General features: G+C 74.0%; 20 protein-coding genes and 1 riboswitch. Of the genes, 7 read left to right on the forward strand and 13 right to left on the reverse strand.

Annotation, left to right across the window (positions count from 1 at the left end):
- Positions 1 to 114: 114 nt before the first annotated feature.
- On the reverse strand, positions 115 to 1,611 hold the full coding sequence (locus tag BLASA_RS05660; RefSeq protein ID WP_051004838.1) for an alanine/glycine:cation symporter family protein: 1,497 nt from the start codon (positions 1,609 to 1,611) through the stop codon (positions 115 to 117).
- A complete protein-coding gene (locus tag BLASA_RS05665) occupies positions 1,611 to 2,048 on the reverse strand; it encodes a universal stress protein (RefSeq protein ID WP_014375079.1) in 438 nt (145 codons plus the stop codon). Before BLASA_RS05665 ends, BLASA_RS05660 begins: the two co-directional genes overlap by 1 nt.
- Positions 2,049 to 2,255: 207 nt before the next feature.
- On the opposite strand from BLASA_RS05665, the gene BLASA_RS05670 reads away from it, so the two are divergent.
- The 3 genes from BLASA_RS05670 to BLASA_RS05680 all read left to right on the forward strand — a co-directional run bounded on the left by BLASA_RS05670 (position 2,256) and on the right by BLASA_RS05680 (position 4,340).
- Positions 2,256 to 2,654: an ArsR/SmtB family transcription factor gene (locus tag BLASA_RS05670; protein ID WP_014375080.1), complete on the forward strand. Its 399-nt coding sequence runs from the start codon at positions 2,256 to 2,258 to the stop codon at positions 2,652 to 2,654.
- A gap of 79 nt (positions 2,655 to 2,733) precedes the next feature.
- Entirely contained in the window at positions 2,734 to 3,411 is a 678-nt protein-coding gene (locus tag BLASA_RS05675; RefSeq protein WP_014375081.1) for a cation diffusion facilitator family transporter, read from the forward strand.
- Entirely contained in the window at positions 3,408 to 4,340 is a 933-nt protein-coding gene (locus BLASA_RS05680) for a cation diffusion facilitator family transporter (protein WP_014375082.1), read from the forward strand. Before BLASA_RS05675 ends, BLASA_RS05680 begins: the two co-directional genes overlap by 4 nt.
- A 151-nt stretch (positions 4,341 to 4,491) precedes the next feature.
- Here the strand turns inward: BLASA_RS05680 and cobA are convergent, their stop codons facing one another.
- The 10 genes from cobA to BLASA_RS05730 form a co-directional block, all read right to left on the reverse strand.
- Positions 4,492 to 5,727 (reverse strand): uroporphyrinogen-III C-methyltransferase, encoded by a 1,236-nt coding sequence (gene cobA, locus BLASA_RS05685; protein ID WP_014375083.1) that lies wholly within the window; start codon positions 5,725 to 5,727, stop codon positions 4,492 to 4,494.
- The gene (gene cobC / locus BLASA_RS05690; protein WP_041775630.1) at positions 5,724 to 6,776 is read right to left on the reverse strand and encodes an Rv2231c family pyridoxal phosphate-dependent protein CobC; all 1,053 of its coding nucleotides are present in this window, start codon (positions 6,774 to 6,776) and stop codon (positions 5,724 to 5,726) included. The genes cobA and cobC overlap by 4 nt, the downstream gene beginning before the upstream one ends.
- Positions 6,764 to 7,228: a cobalamin biosynthesis protein gene (locus BLASA_RS05695; RefSeq protein WP_014375085.1), complete on the reverse strand. Its 465-nt coding sequence runs from the start codon at positions 7,226 to 7,228 to the stop codon at positions 6,764 to 6,766. Before BLASA_RS05695 ends, cobC begins: the two co-directional genes overlap by 13 nt.
- Entirely contained in the window at positions 7,225 to 8,070 is an 846-nt protein-coding gene (locus BLASA_RS05700; protein WP_014375086.1) for an energy-coupling factor ABC transporter ATP-binding protein, read from the reverse strand. Before BLASA_RS05700 ends, BLASA_RS05695 begins: the two co-directional genes overlap by 4 nt.
- A complete protein-coding gene (gene cbiQ, locus BLASA_RS05705) occupies positions 8,067 to 8,804 on the reverse strand; it encodes a cobalt ECF transporter T component CbiQ (protein ID WP_014375087.1) in 738 nt (245 codons plus the stop codon). Before cbiQ ends, BLASA_RS05700 begins: the two co-directional genes overlap by 4 nt.
- On the reverse strand, positions 8,801 to 9,109 hold the full coding sequence (locus BLASA_RS05710; protein WP_014375088.1) for an energy-coupling factor ABC transporter substrate-binding protein: 309 nt from the start codon (positions 9,107 to 9,109) through the stop codon (positions 8,801 to 8,803). Before BLASA_RS05710 ends, cbiQ begins: the two co-directional genes overlap by 4 nt.
- The gene (locus BLASA_RS05715; protein WP_014375089.1) at positions 9,106 to 9,798 is read right to left on the reverse strand and encodes an energy-coupling factor ABC transporter permease; all 693 of its coding nucleotides are present in this window, start codon (positions 9,796 to 9,798) and stop codon (positions 9,106 to 9,108) included. The genes BLASA_RS05710 and BLASA_RS05715 overlap by 4 nt, the downstream gene beginning before the upstream one ends.
- Positions 9,785 to 11,188 (reverse strand): cobyrinate a,c-diamide synthase, encoded by a 1,404-nt coding sequence (locus BLASA_RS05720; protein ID WP_014375090.1) that lies wholly within the window; start codon positions 11,186 to 11,188, stop codon positions 9,785 to 9,787. The genes BLASA_RS05715 and BLASA_RS05720 overlap by 14 nt, the downstream gene beginning before the upstream one ends.
- A complete protein-coding gene (gene cobO / locus BLASA_RS05725) occupies positions 11,185 to 11,799 on the reverse strand; it encodes a cob(I)yrinic acid a,c-diamide adenosyltransferase (RefSeq protein WP_014375091.1) in 615 nt (204 codons plus the stop codon). The genes BLASA_RS05720 and cobO overlap by 4 nt, the downstream gene beginning before the upstream one ends.
- A 79-nt stretch (positions 11,800 to 11,878) precedes the next feature.
- On the reverse strand, positions 11,879 to 13,933 hold the full coding sequence (locus BLASA_RS05730) for a putative cobaltochelatase (RefSeq protein ID WP_014375092.1): 2,055 nt from the start codon (positions 13,931 to 13,933) through the stop codon (positions 11,879 to 11,881).
- A 52-nt stretch (positions 13,934 to 13,985) separates the two neighbouring features.
- Positions 13,986 to 14,120, reverse strand: a riboswitch (cobalamin riboswitch).
- A 44-nt stretch (positions 14,121 to 14,164) separates the two neighbouring features.
- Between BLASA_RS05730 and BLASA_RS05735 the strand changes: the two genes are divergently transcribed.
- Both BLASA_RS05735 and cobM read left to right on the forward strand, forming a co-directional pair.
- Positions 14,165 to 15,394: a bifunctional cobalt-precorrin-7 (C(5))-methyltransferase/cobalt-precorrin-6B (C(15))-methyltransferase gene (locus BLASA_RS05735; protein ID WP_014375093.1), complete on the forward strand. Its 1,230-nt coding sequence runs from the start codon at positions 14,165 to 14,167 to the stop codon at positions 15,392 to 15,394.
- Between the two features lie 4 nt (positions 15,395 to 15,398).
- Positions 15,399 to 16,139, forward strand: coding sequence for a precorrin-4 C(11)-methyltransferase (gene cobM / locus BLASA_RS05740; protein ID WP_014375094.1), 741 nt, complete (start codon positions 15,399 to 15,401; stop codon positions 16,137 to 16,139).
- A gap of 14 nt (positions 16,140 to 16,153) precedes the next feature.
- Here the strand turns inward: cobM and BLASA_RS05745 are convergent, their stop codons facing one another.
- Positions 16,154 to 17,248, reverse strand: coding sequence for a cobalt-precorrin-5B (C(1))-methyltransferase (locus tag BLASA_RS05745; RefSeq protein ID WP_014375095.1), 1,095 nt, complete (start codon positions 17,246 to 17,248; stop codon positions 16,154 to 16,156).
- 20 nt (positions 17,249 to 17,268) lie between these two features.
- On the opposite strand from BLASA_RS05745, the gene BLASA_RS05750 reads away from it, so the two are divergent.
- Together BLASA_RS05750 and BLASA_RS05755 are read left to right on the forward strand one after the other, a co-directional pair.
- Entirely contained in the window at positions 17,269 to 18,024 is a 756-nt protein-coding gene (locus tag BLASA_RS05750; RefSeq protein ID WP_014375096.1) for a cobalt-precorrin-6A reductase, read from the forward strand.
- Positions 18,025 to 18,129: 105 nt separating this feature from the next.
- Positions 18,130 to 19,776, forward strand: coding sequence for an ATP-binding protein (locus BLASA_RS05755; RefSeq protein ID WP_014375097.1), 1,647 nt, complete (start codon positions 18,130 to 18,132; stop codon positions 19,774 to 19,776).
- Position 19,777 lies beyond the last annotated feature (1 nt).

The following is a 19,777-nucleotide window of genomic DNA, read 5'->3' on the forward strand; positions in this document are numbered from 1 at the left end:
CCGAGCACTCCACCCCCAGGCATAGGAGGCTTTACCTATGGTCGGGGCCCTCGATCCGGGTGCATAGCCTCCTATGCCTGGGCGGTAGGCAGGCCTCGGCGACGGCCGAGGTCATCAGGTCCGTTCGGCGACCGGCAGGATCTCGCCGGTCTCCAGCCGGGCGCGGTAGCCGTAGAGCTCGCGCTTGACGACCCGGGCCAGGATGTACAGCCCGATGATGTTGGGCAGCGACATCAGGAAGATCATGCTGTCGGAGAAGCCGATCACGGCGTCCAGCGTCGACGAGGCGCCGATGATCACGAAGAGGCAGAAGATCAGCTTCCACGTGCGGTCCACCAGCATCGATTCGCCGAAGAGGTAGGTCGCGGCCTTCAGGCCGTAGTAGCTCCAGGCGAGCATCGTCGAGTAGGCGAAGAGGATGACCGCGATCGCCAGGACGATCGGGAACCAGTCGACCACCGACTCGAAGGCCGCCGAGGTGGTCTGCACGCCCGGCGCGCTGGCCTCGTCGGCGTACGTGCCGGTGATGACGATGGCCAGGGCCGTCATGGTGCAGATGACGACGGTGTCGATGAAGGGCTCCAGGACGGCGACGTGCCCCTCCGTCGCCGGCTCGCTGGTCTTCACCGCGGAGTGGGCGATGGCCGCCGACCCCAGCCCGGCCTCGTTGCTGAAGGCCGCCCGCCGGAAGCCCTGGATCAGCACACCGACGACGCCGCCGAACCCGGCCTCCGGGGAGAAGGCCTGGGAGACGATCGCCCACAGCGCGTCCGGGATCTCGGTGAAGTTGGCGAACAGGACGGTCAGGCAGGCGAGCACGTAGAAGATCGCCATGAAGGGGACGAGCTTGTCGGTGACCCGGGCGATGCTGCGGATGCCGCCGATGATCACCGCGCCGACGAACAGGGCCATCACCAGCCCGAAGATGGCCCCGGCGGCGCCGCCGCCCAGAGGGCCGTCGGCCCCTCCGGTCACCGACTGGGCCTGGCTGAACGCCTGGTTGGCCTGGAACATGTTCCCGCCGCCGACGGCCCCACCGAGGGTGAAGACGCAGAACAGGACGGCGAGGACCTTGCCGAAGGTGCCCAGCCGCGGGTTCTTCTCCTTGAGCCCCTTGGTCAGGTAGTACATCGGGCCGCCGGACACCCGGCCGTCGGCGTAGACGTTGCGGTACTTCACGCCGAGGGTGCACTCCACGCCCTTGGTGCACATGCCGACCAGCCCGGCGATGATCATCCACAGCGTGGCACCCGGTCCGCCGAGCGAGATCGCCACCGCGACCCCGGCGATGTTGCCGAGGCCGACGGTGCCCGAGACCGCCGTCGCCAGGGCTTGGAAGTGCGTCACCTCGCCGGCGTCCCGGGGGTCGTTGTAGTCGCCGCGGGTGAGCCGGATCGCGTGCTTGAACGCCCGGAACTGGAAACCGCGCAGGTAGATGGTGAAGAAGAACCCGGCGATCACCAGCCACACCACGATGAGCGGCAGCACCACGCCCTCGTCGATGAAGTCCAGGGGGACGGCGTAGAAGACGACCGAGGTGATCCGTTCGGAGATCGGCGCGAACCAGCTGTCGACCTGCTCGTCGAACGTGGCGGCGAGAACTGTCTGCATCACGGCACCACCAGGACGGGGACGGGGGAGAGCTGGATCAGGCTGCTCGGCGTCGAGCCGAAGAGCAGGGTGCGCACCCGGCTCTGCCCGACGCGACCGACGGTGATCCAGGCCGCATCGTGTTCCCGGGCGACGCTCACCAGCGTCTCCGCGGGGTGGCCGTGCCGGACGATCCCCGACACGTCCAGGTCTCCGGCGGCGGACAGCCGGGTGACCACCGGGTCCAGCACGCGGTCGCGCGCGGCGGCCTCCTCGCGCGCCTTCTCCACCGAGCGGCGCTCGTTCTCCTCCGCCGTGGTGAACGAGTACGGGGACCACGGGACGACGCAGGCGAAGACCAGGCGCAGCCCGTGGTGGCGGGCGGCGTCGGCGGCGGCGTCGGCGGCGCGGATGCTCGCCTCGCTGCCGTCGAGACCTACGACGATGGATCCGGGCACGGGCCCACCTCCGGCCGGGGACGACGTGGCGCGAAGGCTAGCGCTGGTCACCGCTTCCGGCAGGTCGGACATGTGCCGTGCAGGAACCTGCCCGGCGGGTGCCTGTCGGCGCCGCCGGGGTTGCCCCCCGCACGTGCAGCGCACCGGCCGGGTCCGCGACGCTCCCGCCCGTCGAGCGTGGAAGGTCGGTGGCGCTATCATCGCCGGATGGCGATGAGTAGAGCCGATGTCGCGGCGGTGGCGACGACGGGGGGCAGCACCCCTCCGGTGGACGAGTCCGCAGCGCTGTCCGCGGCGGCGTGCATGTTCCGCAGCCTGGGCGACCCGACCCGGCTGGCGATCGTGCGGCACCTGGCCCTCGGCGAGCACAAGGTGATGGAGCTGACCGAGCACCTGGGCCTGGCCCAGTCGACCGTGTCGGCGCACCTGGCCTGTCTGCGCGACTGCGGGCTCGTGAGCTCCCGGCCGCAGGGACGCGCCTCGATGTGGTCGCTGACGACTGCGCCGCAGCTGCTGGAGCTGCTGGCCGCCGCCGAGCAGTTGCTGGCCGCCACCGGCGACGCAGTCGTGCTGTGCCCCGCCTACGGGGAGACGGTCGGGCCGTGACCACCGTCGCCCCCGCCGCCCGCTTCCTGCCCGGCATCGGCCGACTACCCCGCACCGTGTCCGCCGAGAGGCTCCCCGCGTGAGCGGCCAGCCGACCGCCCTGACCGATGCCGACACCGAACGGCTGACCCGCCGTGGCTTGCGCCTCGCGCAGTTCACCGTGGTCTACAACGTCGCCGAAGGGGCCATCGCCATCACCGCCGGCCTGCTCGCCGGGCTGGTCTCCCTCGTCGGGTTCGGCGTCGACTCCGGCATCGAGTCTCTCGCCGCGATCCTCGTCGGGCTACGGCTGTCGGCCCGGCTGCGGCACGGCAGCACCGACGAGCAGAAGGAGCGCCGCGCGCTCAAGGCCGTCGCGGTCACCTTCTTCGTCCTGGCCGCGTACGTCGCCGTCGAGGGGGTGCGCAGCCTGCTCGACGACGAGGAGCCGAACACGTCGACCGTCGGGCTGGTCCTGCTCGCTGCGTCCATCGTGGTCATGCCGCTGCTGGCCCGCGCCAAGCGTCGCGTCGGGTCGGCGCTCGGTGGTGACCCGCTGATCCTCGCCGACGCCGCCGAGACGAAGATCTGCGTGCTGCTCAGCATCTCCACCCTCGGCGGGCTGGCCCTCTACGCCCTCACGGGCGCTGCCTGGCTCGACCCGGTCGCCGGGTTCGTCATCGCCGCCTTCGCCATCCACGAGGGCCGGGAAGCGTGGGAGGGTGAACTCGTCGAAGACGATGGACATGACCTCGACGAGGAAGGGGCGGGCCGATGAGCGGCGGCCACGCCCACGGGCACGATCACGCCGGCGACCGCGGTGGCGACCGGCGCCGCCTGGCGATCGTGCTGGCACTCACCGCCACCGTGCTGGTCGTCGAGGTGGTCGGTGCGCTGGTGACCGGCAGCCTCGCGCTGCTGGCCGACGCGGGGCACATGTTCACCGACGCCGCCGGCCTGGTGATCGCGCTGATCGCGGCCACGCTCGCGCTGCGCCCGGCCACCGCGCGCCGTACCTGGGGCTACCGCCGAGCCGAGGTGCTCGGCGCCACCCTGCAGGCCGCGGTGCTGCTGGCGGTCGGCGCCTACATCTTCATCGAGGGCATCCGCCGGCTGCTCGAGCCGCCGGAGATCGCCACCACCGGCGTGCTCGTCTTCGGCGCCGTCGGCCTGGCCGCCAACGCGATCGGGATCGTCGTGCTCACCAGGGGCGGACGCAGCAGCAACGTCAACATGCGCGCCGCGTTCCTCGAGGTCCTCAACGACACCCTCGGCTCGGTCGCCGTCCTGGTCGCCGCCGGAGTCATCGCACTGACCGGCTGGCACCGGGCCGATGCGGTCGCCTCCCTGTTCATCGCCGTGCTGATCGTCCCGCGCACCATCAGGCTGCTGCGAGAGACCGTGTCGGTGCTGCTGGAGAGCACGCCACCGGGGCTGGACCTCGACGAGGTCCGAAAGCACCTGATGGCGCTGCCGCACGTCCTGGAGGTGCACGACCTGCACGCGTCGCAGATCACCAGCGGCCTGCCGGTGCTCACCGCGCACGTCGTCGTCGAGGACTCCTGCTTCTCCGACGGCCGGTCCCCGCAGCTGCTCGACCAGCTGCAGGCGTGCCTGGCCGGCCACTTCCCGATCAGCGTCGAGCACTCCACCTTCCAGCTGGAGATGGCCGCGCACGCCGACCACGAGCTCCCCGCGCACCGCTGAGCTGATCAGAGAGGCCCTGGTCGGCGAACCGACCGGGGCCTCTCTGCGCGGGGTGAGTGACGGGCTCGAACCCGCGAGCGAGGCCGGTACCCGGACCTGGTGGCCCGGCGAACGCCCGGGATACGGGGGTCGTCACGTCCCTGATCGTTCCTCAGCGGGCCTGCGCCGCCGTCCGGGGGGCGCTGCCGGGACAGGCCGCACTCGGCCGCTGCTCAGATGCTCGAGTGGTGCCGACCGAGGGAGGGGCGACTGCCCCGGCGGCCAGCTGGACGACCTCGCCGACGACCCACACCGCGGGCGGGCGCACGGACTCCTCGGTGATCGTCGTCCCGAGGTCGGCCAGCGTCGTCCGGATCATGCGTTCACGTCCGGTCGTGCCTTCGACCACGACGGCGACGGGGGTGGTCGGCCGTCGGCCGTGATGGATCAGCGCGGCCGCGATCGCCGGCGCGGTCTCCACACCCATGAGGACGACGACGGTGCCGCGCAGCCGGCCGATCGCGGACCAGTCGACGAGTGACTGCGGATGGCCCGGGGGCAGGTGGCCGGAGACGACGACGAACTCGTGGGTGAGCCCGCGGTGGGTCACCGGGATCCCGGCGACCCCCGGGACCCCGACCGCGCTGGTGACGCCGGGGACGACCTCGACCGGGACGTCGGCGGCGGCGCACGCGAGCAGTTCCTCCATGCCCCGGCCGAAGACGAACGGGTCCCCGCCCTTGAGGCGCACGACGTGCTTGCCCGCGCGGGCGTGCGACACGAGCAGCGAGTTGATCTCCTCCTGCGGCATCGCCCGTCCGCGCGGCAGTTTCGACGCGTCCACGATCTCGACGTCGGGTCGGAGCCCGGCGACCAGCGATCGCGGGCCCAGGTGGTCGACGACCACGACATCGGCCTGCGACAGCGCCTGCCGGCCGCGCACGGTGATCAGCCCCGGATCGCCCGGCCCACCACCGACGAGCACGACCCCACCGGTCCGGCCGTCGCGTGCCGGCGGGATTCCCGTGTCGGGGAGGGCGGGGTAGGCGCTGGAGCCGCCCGGGTCGTCGGCGCGGGTGCAGAAGACCCGAGCGCGCTCGGCGTCGGCGGCGACGACCTCGTCCACCGCGGAGTCCTCCGTTGCGACGACGGCGTACCAGGCGGCGTCCAGATCGCCGGGCGCGTAGCGGCGCCGGATCCACGACAGGTCCCCGGAGTCGGCCAGCGCCTCGAGCGCGGGAACGACGACGGGGCTCACGACCGTGACGACCGCACCGGCGTCCAGCAGGCCGACGGTCGCCCGGTAGGAACTGGAACCCCCTCCGACGACGACCACCTGCCGACCGTCCAGCCGCAGGCCCACCGGGTGGAGGGGCGCGGACGGCCGGGGGAGCGACGCGGTGCTCATGGCACCTCCTCGGGACTCGGAGCGGGCGAGAGGATGGCGGCGAGGTCGGCGGCGAAGGCGGACGAGACCTCGGGACTTCGCACGGCCACCCGCAGGTGGTCCCGGGTCAGGCCGGGGAAGGTGTCCCCGCGGCGCACCGCCCACCCCCGGTGCCGGAGCACGTCGCGCACCCGCGCCCCGTCGAGGACGCGCAGCAGGACGAACGAGGAGCGGGGACTGCCCTCCACGACCACGGATGGCGGCAGGCTGCCGATGAGGGCCGCCCGCCACCGGTCGAGATCCCGTGCGGCCGCCTCGGCCTCGGCCCGCGCTTCCGGGGCGCTGCAGGCGACCAGCGCGGCGAGGGCCGGCGTGGAGACCGGCCAGTGCGGTTGCTGCGCTGCGAGGCGCGCGATCAGCGGTGGCGGACCCAGCGCGTAGCCGACCCGCAGACCGGCCAGCCCCCACGTCTTGGTCAGGCTGCGTACCACGAGGAGCCCCGGGAGGTCCCGGCGGGCAGCCAGCGATCCGGATTCACCGGGCACCGTGTCGGCGAAGGCCTCGTCGACCACCAGCACCCGCCCCGGCCGGGCGAGGGCGGCGACAGCGGCCGCGGGGTGGAGCACGGAAGTCGGGTTCGTCGGGTTGCCGAGCACGACGAGATCGGCGTCCCCCGGCACGGCGGCCGGATCCAGCCGCCAGCCGTCGTCCGCGCGCAGCACCACCCGGGTGACCGGGTGCCCGGCCACCCGCAACGCCGCCTCCGGCTCGGTGAACGAGGGGTGGACGACGGCGGCGAGGCGGGGCCGCACCGCTCGGGCGAGGAGGACGAAAGCCTCGGCCGCGCCGGCGGTGAGGAGCACCTCGTCGACGGGGCGGCCGTGCGCGGCGGCGACCGCCGTCCGGGCGGGGACCGGGTCCGGGTACGACGCCGCGGCGTCGAGCGACGCGTGCAGGACGGCGCGGAGCCACGGCGGCGGGGCGTCGGCGCGCACGTTGACGGCCAGGTCGACCAGGCCGGGGGCCAGTTCGGCGTCGCCGTGGTGGTGGAGGTCGGTCACGGCGTCCACGGTTCGCTCCCGGGGTGCGCTCCGCTCCTCGCTCCCATGTCCAGGCCGCCTCCGCGGTCGGTCCGCTCCTCGCTCGTTCCTTCGCTGCGCTGCTCACGCACCTGTCCGCTCACGGCCACCGCCACGGTCACCCGGCCGTGCACCGTCTTCCGCACGACGAGCGGGCCGCCATCGAGCAGGGCCGCGGCCTCGGCCACCGAGCCGGTGCCGACGGCCGCCGCCACCTGGTCGGAGGGGGTGGGCACCGGAACCCGCGCCAACGCGGAGGCGGGGTGGCCGACGAGCGGCCAGCCGCGTCGGGCAGCGGCCTCCTGCAGTCCACGCTCCCGCAGCCTCGCGTCGAGCGTCGACAGCCGCACCGGAGCAGCCCCAGGAGGCAGGACCGCGTCGACCGCGGCCAGCACCTCTGCGGCGCTCACCCCGCTCGACGCCCCCACACCCACGGTGATCACGACCGCACCGCCGGCGCCTCCGGGAGCGCGGCCAGCAGGCGGTCGGTGTCCCGGGGGAGTGCACCGGGGGCCAGCAGACCCAGCTCCCGCAGACGGGCGCCGACGGTCAGCACCCATGGCCGGTCCAGCCGGGCACGCCGGAGCAGACGGGTGTTCCCCAGGATCTCCTCCGGGGGGCCCTGGACGACGGCCCGGTCCACCACCACGGCGACCTCATCCGCCCACCGCAGCGCCAGGTCGACGTCGTGGGTGCTCATCACGACCGTCGAGTCGTGCTCCTGCAGCCGGGCCAGCGCCGCGAGGGTGTCGGCCACCGCGGTCGGGTCCAGCCCGGCGGTCGGCTCGTCGAGGAGCAGCAGGCACGGGCGCATCGCGACCGCACCGGCGATCGCCACCCGCTTCCGCTCGCCGTAGGAGAGCTGATGGGTGGGCCGGGCCGCCAGGTGGTCGACGCCCAGCAGGTCCAGGGCCTCGGCGACGCGGGCGCGGACGGCGGACTCGTCCAGTCCCAGGTTCAGCGGGCCGAAGGAGACGTCCTGGCCGACCGAGGCGCTGAACAGCTGGTCGTCCGGGTCCTGCAGCACCAGCTGGACCACCTGCCGGTGGGCGCGCAGGCCGCGCCGGGTGTGGGTCAACGGCTCGCCGTCGACGGTGACCGCGCCGGCGACGGGGCGCAGGGCCCCGGACAGGCAGCGCAGCAGCGTGGTCTTCCCGGAACCGTTGGCGCCCAGCAGCGCCAGCCGCCGGTTCGGCGGGATGCGCACCGCCGCGCCGTCGAGCACCGGCGCCGTACCCGGGTAGCCGGCGACCAGGCCCGAGGCGGCCAGGGTGCGGTGGCTCACCGCACCACCAGCGTGATCGCGGCGATGCCGACGGGCAGCGTGAGCCCGAGCGCCAGGAAGGGTCGCGACGACGGCTGCGCGTCCGATAGGACCCGCAGCCCGGTCTCCATGCCGCGGCCGGCCAGCCCCGCCTGCATGCGCCGGGCGCGGTCCCACGACCGGGTCAGGACGGCGGCGGCCAGCATCCCGGCCGAGCGGTACGAGCGGCGCGGCGTCGACCAGCCCATCCGGGCAGTCTGGGCCTCCCGCACGGTGCCGAGGCTGTCGAGCAGCACGAACAGCAGCCGGTAGGTGACCGAGGCGATCTCCACCACGGCGGCGGGGACGCGCAGCCGGCGCAGCTGCGGGAGGAGGTCCGACATCGGGGTGGTGGTGGCCAGCAGCAGCACCGCGGCGGTGCCGGCGACCGCCCGCCCCGCCAGCTGCCCCGCTCGCTCCGCGGCGTCGGGGGCCCAGCCCAGGCCGCCGCCGTCCACCGAGACGACCGCCGTCACCGCGCCGACCGCGATGAACGCCAGCGGCCACCGGATCGCGCGGAGGAACGTGCCGGCCGGCACCCGGGCCGGCCCGAGCGCCAGCGCCACCGCGCTCCCCGCCACCAGGAGGGCGCCGGGCCACGGCGGGAGGACGAGCGCGCACGCGACGAGGCCGGCGCACAGCAGGAGCTTGTCGCCGGGGGCGCGGCCGCGCCAGGCGCTGGCCCACGCCGCGTCGTCGACGACCAGGCCGGTCACCGGGGGTCGGCCGCCGTGGGGCTCGGGGCCACCATCGTCCGACGGCCGCGCAGCCGGCCGAGGGCGTAGCCGAGCAGGCCGCCGCCGAGGGCGGCCTGCAGGGCGAAGAGGCCCGACTCGACCTCCCCCGTGGGGCTGAACACCGACTCGAACCAGGGGGTGTAGCCGTCGGCCTCGAGCGCCTCGGCGACGGCGGCGTCGGTGCCGCCGTACTCGGAGCTGCCGCCGTCGACGAGCAGCGGGACGGCGAAGAGTGCGACGACGGCCAGGACGATCAGCGCGTTGACGGGCGTGCGGCGGGTCATGCGGCACCTCCGGCGGGAACGACGGGAGCGGGCTCGAGCACCCCGAGCTGCTCGAGCTCGGGGCGGGCGTTGACGGTGAGCACGCGGAACAGCAGGACGCCGAGCAGCCCCTCGCCGATGGCCAGCGGGATCTGGGTGACGGCGAAGACGCCGAGGAACTTGGCCAGCGCGCCCACCAGGCCGCTCCCCGCGTCGGGGAAGGCCAGCGCCAGCTGCAGCGAGCTGGTGACGTAGGTGGCCAGGTCGGCCAGCGTGACGCCCGCGAAGACGGCGGGCAGCAGGCCGGCACCGAGCACACGGGACAGCCGGTACGCGCCGTACCCGACCCAGGGGCCGACCACGGCGAAGGCGAACGCGTTCGCCCCGAGCGTGGTCAGCCCTCCGTGCGCCAGCAGCAGCGCCTGGAACAGCAGGACGACGGTGCCCAGCAGCGCCATCACGGGTGGCCGGAACAGGATCGCGCCCGGGCCGGTGCCGGTCGGGTGGCTGGAGCTGCCGGTCACCGAGGGCAGCTTGATCGCGCTCAGGACGAAGGTGAACGCCCCGGCGGCGCCGAGCAGCAGCGTCGACTCCGGGTTCTCCCGCACCTCCGTGGTCACGGCCCGGACGCCGTGCACGACGAAGGGGGCTGCGGCGACGGTCCAGCCGATCGCGTGCCCGGCCGGCAGGAAACCCTCAGCGATGTGCACCGGCGTGCTCCGATCGTTCGGCGGTGATGCAGGCGGTGACGAACCGCTCGGCCAGCTGGGGGCTGCCGGCCCAGTGGAGGTGCAGGTAGGAGGCGTGCACACGCCCCGCGACGAAGCCTTCGGAGCCGGCCGTCGACCACCGCCACGCGCCGGTGTGGCCCGCGGGTGGATCGGCGTGCGTGCGGTGGAACTCGTGGCCGCGCACCCGCGTGCCGGCCGGGGCGAGCACCGAGTCGGTGACGGCGACCGCAGCCCGGTAGCCGAGGGTCAGCCGTGGCGACATCGCCGTCGCCACGTCGAGCACCCCGCACATCGGCACGCCGTCGAGCTCGCGGGCGAGGTAGAGCAGCCCTGCGCACTCGGCGGCGACCGGTGCGCCGTGGGCGGCGAGCGCCGCGACGTCGGCGCGCAACTGCTCGTTGGCCGACAGCTCGGCGGCGTGCACCTCCGGGAAGCCCCCGCCGACGACGAGTCCGGCGGTGCCGGCGGGGAGGGCGTCGTCGCGCAGCGGATCGACGGCGACGACCTCGGCCCCCGCGGCCTCGAGCAGCTCGGCGTTCTCCGTGTAGCCGAAGGTGAAGGCAGGTCCACCGGCGACCGCGACCCGGGGCCGGCCCGGCGCAGGCGCGACCTCGGCGGCCGGGTCCCAGGGGCGTGCGTCGAGCGGAGGCGCGGACCGGGCCAGGGCGAGCACGGCGTCCAGGTCGACGGAGGACGCCACGACCTCGCCCAGCCGGCGGACCGTCGCCAGCGCCGCATCCGACCGCTCGGCGGCCGGGATGAGGCCCAGGTGCCGCGACGGGGTGTGCAGTTGCTCCATCCGGCGGACCGCCCCGAGCACCGGCACTCCGGCGGCGTCCAGCGCCTCGCGGAGGATCGCCTCGTGCCGGTCGGTGCCGACCCGGTTGAGGACGACGCCCCCGAGCCGGATGCCGGAGTCGAAGCTGGCGAACCCGTGCACGAGCGCCGCCACCGACCGCGCCTGGGACGACGCGTCGACGACGAGCACCACGGGCGCCCGCAGCAGCCCCGCGACGTGCGCGGTGGAGGCGAAACCGGGCTCCACCGACGGATGGGTGGCCCCGTCGAACAGACCCATCACGCCCTCGACGACGGCGACGTCGGCCGGGCGGGGGTGCGTCGCTCCGCGCAGGAACAGCGGGGCGACGCGCTCCACGCCGACCAGCCATGGGTCGAGGTTGCGGCCCGGGCGGCCGGCCGCCAGGCCGTGGTAGCCGGGGTCGATGTAGTCGGGTCCGACCTTGTGCGGTGAGACCACGAGCCCGCGGGCGGTGAGGGCGGCGATGAGCCCCGTGGCCACCGACGTCTTGCCCGCGTTGCTGCTCGGGGCCGCCACCACGATTCTCGGGACCCGCCCGACCCCGATCACCACTCGATCCCCCGCTGGCCCTTCTGGCCCGCGTCCATGGGGTGCTTGACCTTCGTCATCTCGACCACCAGGTCAGCGGCGTCGACCAGCGCTGGATGCGCGTTCCGGCCGGTGATCACCACGTGCTGGGTGCCGGGCCGACTCGACAACGTCGCGATCACATCCTCGATGTCCACCCAGCCCCACGTCATGGGGTAGGTGAACTCGTCGAGGACGTAGAAGCGGTGCGCCTCCGCGGCGAGGTCGCGCTTGATCTGCGCCCAGCCCTCCGCGGCGTCGGCGGCGTGGTCGGTCTCGGTGCCCGTCCGGCGCGACCAGCTCCAGCCGCTGCCCATCTTGTGCCAGACGACCGGTCCGCCTTCGCCGGTCTGCTCGTGCAGCCGGCCGAGCGCGGTCAGCGCGCTCTCCTCGCCGACCTTCCACTTCGCGCTCTTGACGAACTGGTAGACCGCCACCGACCAGCCCTGGTTCCAGGCGCGCATCGCCATCCCGAAGGCGGCGGTGGACTTCCCCTTCATCTCGCCGGTGTGCACCACGAGCAGCGGACGGTTCCGCCGCTGCCGCGTGGTCAGTCCATCGGCGGGAACGCTCTCGACCTGTCCCTTGGGCACTAGTCCTCCTGGCCGGCGCTCGTCGGCCGAGTACCTCGGGGCGCTGTGCTCACTGGTGAGCTCGCACGCTCGCTCACCTCTAGGCAACCTCTCGGACGCTGCGGACCGTCGCCGCGAGGTCGTCCGCCGCGAGCTCGCCCATGGCGAGCGTCGGCCCCCCGAGGAAGGCGCCCAGCGTGGCGGCCAGGCCGAGCCGGACGGGCCCGGACTCGCAGTCGACGACGACGCCCGCCACTCCCTCCGCGGCCAGCAGGCGTGCTGCGGCGTGGGCCTCGGCCAGGGGGGCACCTCCCCGGGCGCCGGTGGCGCGGCCGTCGGTGACGACGACGAGCAGCGGGCGGCGCTGCGGGTCGCGGACCCGCTCCACCCGCAGCACCTCGCGGGCGCGCTGGAGCCCGGCGGCCAGCGGCGTACGTCCACCGGTGGGCAGGTCGGTGAGCCGTGCGGCGGCGGCCTCGACCGACCAGGTGGGCGGCAGGGCCAGATCGGCCCCGGAGCCGCGGAAGGTGACCAGGCCGACCTTGTCCCGGCGCTGGTAGGCGTCGAGCAGCAGCGACAGGACGGCGCCCTTCACCGTGCCCATCCGGGCCCGGGAACCCATGGAGCCGCTGGCGTCGACGACGAAGAGCACGAGGTTGCCCTCCCGCCCCTCGAGCGTCGCCTGGCGCAGGTCCTCCCGGCGCATCTGCAGGCCCGGGCCGGTGCGACCGCGCGCCCGCTGGTGCGGGGCGGCGGCGAGCACGGTGCCGGCCAGGTGCAGCTTCGTGACGGTGCCAGCCGGGCGGGTCGAGCCGACGACCCGGCCGCGTTCCGAGCGCGCCCGCGACCGCCTGCCGGCGGCCCCCGCCCCGATCCCGGGCACCTCCAGCCGTCGCGCGCGGAACGGGTCGGACGGCGCGACCGCGGCCCGGTCGGCCGCCGGGGAGGCGTCGGCGCGGCCGCCGCCCTCACCCCGGGGTGCCGTCGTCGGCTCGCCGCTGCCCTCCTCGGGCACAGGAGGCTGTGCCTGCGTCTCGACGTCGGATTCGTAGGTATTGCCTCCTATGCCTGCATCGCCCGGGCCGCCGTCCTCGGGACCGCCGCCGTCGGGGCCGTCGTCGGGGCCGTCGTCCTCGGGGCCGTCCTCGGGGCGGCTGTCGGACAGCGCCTGGTCCAGCACGTCCTCGTCGAGACCGGGTGCGTCGAACGGGTTGCGCCGGCGGCGGTGCGGCAAGGCCAGGCGGGCGGCCACCCGCACGTCGTCCTCGGTCACCTCGTCGCGGCCGGACCAGGCGGCGTGCGCGATCGCCGCGCGGGCGGTGACCAGGTCGGCGCGCAGGCCGTCCACGTCGAAGGCGGCGCACACGGCGGTCACCTGCTGCAGCGCGGCGTCGGACAGGACGACGCGCGGCAGCCGGGCGCGGGCGTCGGCGATCCGATCGGCGAGCCCGGTCTCCTCGGCCGACCACTCGGCGGCGAAGCCGGCCGGATCGGCGTCCGAGGCGAACCGCCGGCGCACCACCTCGGCGCGCACGGCCGGGTCGCGCGGCGCGGCGACCTCGACGGTCAGCCCGAACCGGTCGAGCAGCTGCGGGCGCAGCTCGCCCTCCTCGGGGTTCATGGTCCCGACCAGCAGGAAGCGGGCGGCGTGCCGGACCGAGATCCCCTCGCGCTCGACGTACGCGGTGCCCATCGCCGCGGCGTCCAGCAGCAGGTCGACCAGGTGGTCGTGCAGCAGGTTGACCTCGTCGACGTAGAGCACGCCGCGGTGGGCGGCGGCCAGCAGGCCGGGCTCGAAGGCCTTCACGCCCTCGGTGAGCGCGCGCTCCAGGTCCAGCGAGCCGACGACCCGGTCCTCGGAGGCGCCGACGGGCAGCTCGACCAACCGGGCCGGACGGCTGGGACCGCCCGCGGTGGGCTCGTGCGGGCCGTCGGGGCACCCCGGGTCGGGCGCGGCCGGGTCGCAGGCGAAGCGGCAGCCGGGCACGACGGCGACCGGCGGCAGCACGGCGGCCAGCGCGCGGACCGTCGTCGACTTGGCCGTGCCCTTCTCACCGCGCACCAGCACGCCGCCGACGGCGGGGGAGACGGCGTTGAGCAGGAGAGCCAGCCGCATGTCGTCCATGCCGACGACGGCGCTGAAGGGGTAGATCATGCGCGAATACGGCGCACGGGGCACGCGTCCTCTCCCCGGGTGTCCACGCCCGGAGGTGGCAGGAGGCGACGGCGGGAGTTCCTGACTGACCGGAGAACCGGCTCACAGTGGCGGGACCGCGCCGGAATCTCACCGGGCTTCCTCCACTACCGTCGCGTGTGGCGGCGTCATCAGACCACGACCACCCCGGCACCGCCACGCGGGGTCGTCCCGTCCCTAGGATCGGCGCCCGTGCCAGGACCTGACGCTCCCACCGGCGGCCCGATCGTGGTCGTCGGCATCGGCGCCGACGGCTGGGACGGCCTGTCTCCTGCCGCCCGGCGCGTGATCGAGGCGGCCGACGTGCTGCGCGGCAGCGCCAGGCAACTGGGGCTCGTGCCGGACGACGTGCCCGCTCAGCGCGTGCCGTGGCCTTCGCCGATGGGCCCCGCGCTGGCCGCCCTGTCCGGCACGCACCCCGGCTCCCAGGTCGTGGTCCTGGCCAGCGGAGACCCGATGCTGTCCGGGGTCGGCGCCTCGCTGGTGCGGCTGCACGGGCCCGGCGCGGTCCGGGTGCTCCCGCACCCCTCCTCGGTGTCCCTCGCCTGCGCGCGGATGGGCTGGCCGGTCGAGGAGGTCGCCGTCGTGAGCGTCGTCGGCCGCGGGCTGGAGCTGGTGGCCCCGCACGTGACGCCCGGGCGGCGGCTGCTCGTGCTCGGCTCCGACGGGGCCACCCCGGGCGAGGTCGCCGCCCTGTGCACGCGGCTCGGCTACGGCGCCAGCCGGATCACCGCCCTCGCCCAGCTCGGCGGTCCCGCGGAACACGTGCTGACCTGCACCGCCGCGGACTGGCCGCACGGGGTCGTCGACCCACTGGCCGTGACCGCGGTCGAGGCCGTCGCCGATGCCGGCACGGTGCCGCTGCCGACCGTGCCCGGCCTGCCCGACGCCGCGTTCGAGGACGACGGTCAGCTGACCAAGCGCGAGGTTCGCGCGGTCACCCTGGCCCAGCTCGTCCCCCTGCCCGGTCAGCTGCTGTGGGACGTCGGCGCCGGCGCCGGGTCGATCGCCATCGAGTGGATGCGCACTCACCCTTCGTGCCGGGCGATCGCGGTCGAGTCGCACCCGGACCGGGCCGGCCGCATCGCGCGGAACGCCGCCCGCCTGGGGGTCCCCGGCCTGCGCGTGGTCGAGGGGCGGGCGCCCGAGACGCTGGCCGGGCTGCCCGCCCCGGACGCCGTCTTCGTGGGCGGTGGGGCGACGACCCCGTCGCTGCTCGAGACGTGCTGGGCGGCGCTGCCGGCCGGCGGGCGGCTCGTGGTCAATGCGGTCACCGTCGAGAGCGAGGCGGTGCTGGCGGGCTGGTTCGCCCGCGTCGGTGGTGAGCTGGTGCGGATCGGCGTGCAGCGCGCGCAGCCGGTCGGCTCGTTCACCGGCTGGAGGCCGGCGATGCCGGTCACAGTCTTCTCCGTGGTTCGGTAGCGCCATGACCGTGCACTTCATCGGGGCCGGCCCGGGCGCACCGGACCTGGTCACCGTCCGGGCCGCCCGCATCATCGCCACCGCGCCGGTCTGCCTCTACGCCGGCGCCCTGGTGCCGCGCGAGCTGCTGGAGACCGCTCCGGAGGGGGCGCGGCTGGTCGACACCGCCGATCTCGACCTCGACCAGATCACCGCCGAGCTGGTGGCCGCCCACGAGGCGGGGCTCGACGTCGCCCGGCTGCACTCCGGTGACCCGTCCGTCTACAGCGCGATGGCCGAGCAGATGCGCCGGCTGGACGCGCACGGCGTGCCCTACGACGTCGTGCCCGGAGTGCCGGCGTTCGCCGCGGCCGCCGCGTCGCTCAACCGCGAGCTGACGGTTCCCGGAGTCGGCCAGACGGTCATCCTCACGCGGACGTCGGCCCGCTCCACGCCGATGCCCGAGGGGGAGGACCTCGCCACCCTCGGGGCCTCGCGCGCGACGCTGGTGCTGCATCTGGCCGTGCAGCGGATCACCGAGCTCGTGCCCGAGCTGGTCCCGCACTACGGCGCCGACTGCCCGGTGGCGGTCGTCGCCCGGGCCAGCCGGGACGACGAGCTGATCCTGCGGGGCACGCTCACCGACATCGCGGCGCAGGTCGAGGCGGCCGGGGTGAAGCGGACCGCGGTGGTGGTCGTCGGTGCCGTGCTGACCGCGGGGCAGTTCCCCGACAGCCACCTCTACTCGACGACGCGATGCCGCTGACCGACGGGCAGCCGTCAGCCCGCGCGGCCGACGATCGTGCCGCCGCGGTCGATGACCACGACGTCCACCTCGACCGGGGCGCCGCGGAGGAACCCGAGCGCGGTGCCCCGCGCGCCGGCCGCGACGAGGTCGCCCAGGGAGAGGCCGGCGGCCTGGCACTGCTGCAACGCGTCCAGTGCGGTGTTCGCGGTCCGCACGCCGTCGACCAGTGCCGGCGGGCTCCCGGCCGCGCGCACCATGGCCGCCAGCGACTCCGTCGACACCTGCGAGCGGCCCGAGTGCAGGTCGAGGTGCCCGTCGGCCAGCTTGGCCAGCTTGCCGATGCCCCCGGCGACGGTCAGGCGGGGGATCGGGTGCCGGCGCAGGTACTTGAGCACCGCGCCGGCGAAGTCGCCCATGTCCAGCAGCGCGTCCTCGGGGAGCCCGTACAGCTCCGTCACCACCCGCTCGCTGGTCGAGCCGGTGCAGCCGGCCACGTGCTCGTGACCGGCCGCCCGGGCCACGTCGATGCCGCGGCGGATCGAGTCGATCCACGACGAGCACGAGTACGGGACGACGACGCCGGTCGTGCCCAGGATCGACAGCCCGCCGAGGATGCCCAGCCGCGGGTTCCAGGTCTTCCGGGCCAGCTCCTCGCCGTGCTCGACCGAGACCTCGACGACGACGTCGCCGGTGCCCCCGTGCCGGGCGGCGACCGCGGCGACGTGCTCGCGGACGAACTGCCGGGGCATGGGGTTGATGGCCGGTTCGCCGACCGGCAGCGGGAGACCGGGCTTGGTCACCGTGCCGACCCCCGCCCCGGCCCGGAACGTCACACCGGTCCCGGGTTCGCCGTGCGTGACCCGGGCCGAGACGAGGGCCCCGTGGGTGACGTCGGGATCGTCGCCGGCGTCCTTGACGACGCCGACGACGGCCGCGCCGTCGGCGAGCAGTTCCCTCGCCAGCGCGAACGACGGGTGCAAGTCGCGAGGCAGGTCGATGGTCACGGGATCGGGGAACTCGCCGGTGAGCAGCGCGGTGTACGCGGCGGTGGTGGCGGCGGTCGCGCACGCGCCGGTGGTCCAGCCGTAGCGCAGCCCGGTGCTGCCCTCCCTGCCCGCGATCGTCACGGGGTCAGGATGCACGGGCGGTGGGCGTGAGCGGCCGGGTGCTCGTGCTCGGGGGCACCGGTGAGGCGCGGCGGCTGGCCGCGGCGCTCGTCGCCGACGGGGTCGACGTGGCCAGCTCGCTGGCGGGGCGGGTGACCGCACCCGTGCTGCCGGCGGGCGAGGTGCGGGTCGGCGGCTTCGGCGGGGTGGACGGTCTCGCCGCCTGGCTCGACGCCCGAGCGGTGCGGGCGGTCGTGGACGCCACGCATCCCTTCGCCGCGACGATGACGGCGTCGGCCGCCGCGGCGACCGGAGCCGTCGGCATCCCGCTGCTGCGCCTGCACCGACCGGGGTGGGTGGCGCAGGCGGACGACGACTGGCGGTGGGTGGACGGTCTGGGCGAGGCCGCCGACGCCGTCCAGGGGTTCGGTTCGGTCTTCCTCACCACCGGGCGGCAGGGGCTCGGCGCGTTCGCCGGGCTGACGGCGCACTGCCTCGTGCGCTCCGTCGACCCGCCGTCCCCACCGCTGCCCGCGCGGACGACCATCGTCCTCGCGCGGGGGCCGTTCACGGTCGCCGACGAGCTCGAGCTGCTGCGACGGCACGCGGTGGAGGTCGTCGTCACCAAGGACAGCGGCGGCGCCATGACGGCGGCCAAGCTCACCGCAGCCCGCGAGCTCGGGCTGCCCGTCGTGCTGGTCCGGCGCCCCCCGCTGCCACCCGGGGTGCCGACGGTCGCGACCGTCGACGAGGCCCTCGCCTGGGTGCACGACGCCGTCGGTCCGCGCCGCGCCTGAGACGAGGCCGCGAGCAACGAGGCACGCCACCATTGATTCACAAATCTTGCGAGATAATCGCCGTGCCGACGGCAACTTGATCCAAGATTCGAGTATGTTGACGGCGTGGCCGGCTCCCTCTCAGACCTCTTCCAGCTGACCGACGTCACCGCGGACGAGTTCTGGAACCTGGTCGGCAAGGTCGAACACGAGCGTCTCGACTTCAAGGCCCGCGTACCGAAGGGCCTGTCGGACACTCTGGCGGCCATGGCCATGACCACCGGAGGCCTCGTGGTCATCGGCATCGACGACGATCGAAAGTTCGCTGGTGCGCAGCTGGAGCAGGCGGTCTACGACGGTGTGATGACTTCGGCTCATGACGTGGAGGTGTCCGTCACGACCCACGAGCTCCGCGTCGACGGGGTGCCGGTCGTCATGGTGGGAGTGCCTGCCGTTACCGGACGCTTGGTCACTACACCCAACGGGCGGGTGCTCCGCAGGGTCGGCTCGTCGAATCATCCGCTCCGGGGCGACGCGCTGGCGCGGTTCGTGCGGGCAGTGACTCTTCACCCTCGCGAAGACGAGCCGGTATCCGGTGTCGGAGTCGCTGACATCGATCTCGACGCCTTGAATCAACTACTGGCTGCACAAAAGCGTCCCAGGGTGACCCGGCGGGCAGCGCTGAAAAACATGGCTGAGCTCGGTCTCGCTGTTGAGCGGGCAGGCCAGCTCGTGCCGACGGTCGCCGGCGTCGTCCTGGCCTGCGTGAGTCCAGATGTTCACATCAAAGGTGCGCGTGTCCAGTTCGTCGACCGTCAGGGTGCCCCGACGCGCACCGGAGCATCACGGTCTAGGCACACGCTGAGTGCGCCCTTGTCCCGCCTGGTCGAAGAATTGGTTGCGCTGATCGAGAATGCCGGCGAGCGTCACGAGGCCGTGGTAGGCCTTCGGCGCGAGGTTATTCCTACTTTCCCTCGCGAGGTGCTTCGAGAAGCGCTGCTCAATGCCTTGGCGCACCGCGATTATCAACTTTCTGGCGGAACGGTTGATGTCACTTTGTTCTCCGACCGCTTGGAAGTGCGTAGTCCAGGCGGACTTGCGGGGCATGTGACGCTGGAGAATCTCAGAGACGAACATTTCTCCCGCAACTCCCGCCTGATGGGTGCTTTGAAGAGTCTCGAGCTGGTCGATGAGTTCGGGGAGGGGGTGGACCGCATGTACGAGGGAATGGCGGGGCGTCTACTGCCCGACCCGACGTGGTCCGCCACGGATGCCTCCGTCACGGTGACCTTGCGGAGCGAGTCCCCTGTGAGCCTCGACGACCAGGTCTGGCTTTCCATGCTGAGCGCGACGCAGATGACCACAGACGAGCGTCGCGTGCTCGTCCTGGCCCGTCATGAGGGGCGCGTCACGCGCCGCAGCGTCCGTGCGCTCCTGGGTCCGGACGTCGATGTTCCCAGTCTCCTGCGGGGAATGTTCTTCAAGGCGCTTCTGGTCCAAGTGGGCGAGCGCGGGGGGACCTACTACGAGCTGAGCCGAGAGATCGTGGCGCGTGTGGGTTCGTACGGCATTGCCGCGCAGGCTCGCCGGCGCGAACAACTGGTCGATCTGGTGCAGTCGCGGCGTCGCCTGTCTGTCGCGGAAGCAGCCGATGAACTGCATGTGCCCCGGGAAATCGTCAAGGGACTTCTTGTGGACCTGACATCCGAGGGGCTGGTTCGGGCAGTGGGCAACACACGTGCGCGCGTATACGTGCCGGCCGCTGACTCTTGAC

Source organism: Blastococcus saxobsidens DD2, from assembly GCF_000284015.1.
In the GTDB taxonomy this organism is placed as follows: Bacteria; Actinomycetota; Actinomycetes; order Mycobacteriales; family Geodermatophilaceae; genus Blastococcus; species Blastococcus saxobsidens_A.

Bases quoted from the DNA above. Each gene is read 5' to 3' on its own strand.
- cobA (WP_014375083.1), bottom strand. From the start codon at position 5,727: ATGAGCACCGCGTCGCTCCCCCGGCCGTCCGCGCCCCTCCACCCGGTG.
- BLASA_RS05660 (WP_051004838.1), bottom strand. From the start codon at position 1,611: ATGCAGACAGTTCTCGCCGCCACGTTCGACGAGCAGGTCGACAGCTGG.
- BLASA_RS05730 (WP_014375092.1), bottom strand. From the start codon at position 13,933: ATGATCTACCCCTTCAGCGCCGTCGTCGGCATGGACGACATGCGGCTG.
- BLASA_RS05710 (WP_014375088.1), bottom strand. From the start codon at position 9,109: ATGACCCGCCGCACGCCCGTCAACGCGCTGATCGTCCTGGCCGTCGTC.
- cobM (WP_014375094.1), top strand. From the start codon at position 15,399: ATGACCGTGCACTTCATCGGGGCCGGCCCGGGCGCACCGGACCTGGTC.
- BLASA_RS05680 (WP_014375082.1), top strand. From the start codon at position 3,408: ATGAGCGGCGGCCACGCCCACGGGCACGATCACGCCGGCGACCGCGGT.
- BLASA_RS05670 (WP_014375080.1), top strand. From the start codon at position 2,256: ATGGCGATGAGTAGAGCCGATGTCGCGGCGGTGGCGACGACGGGGGGC.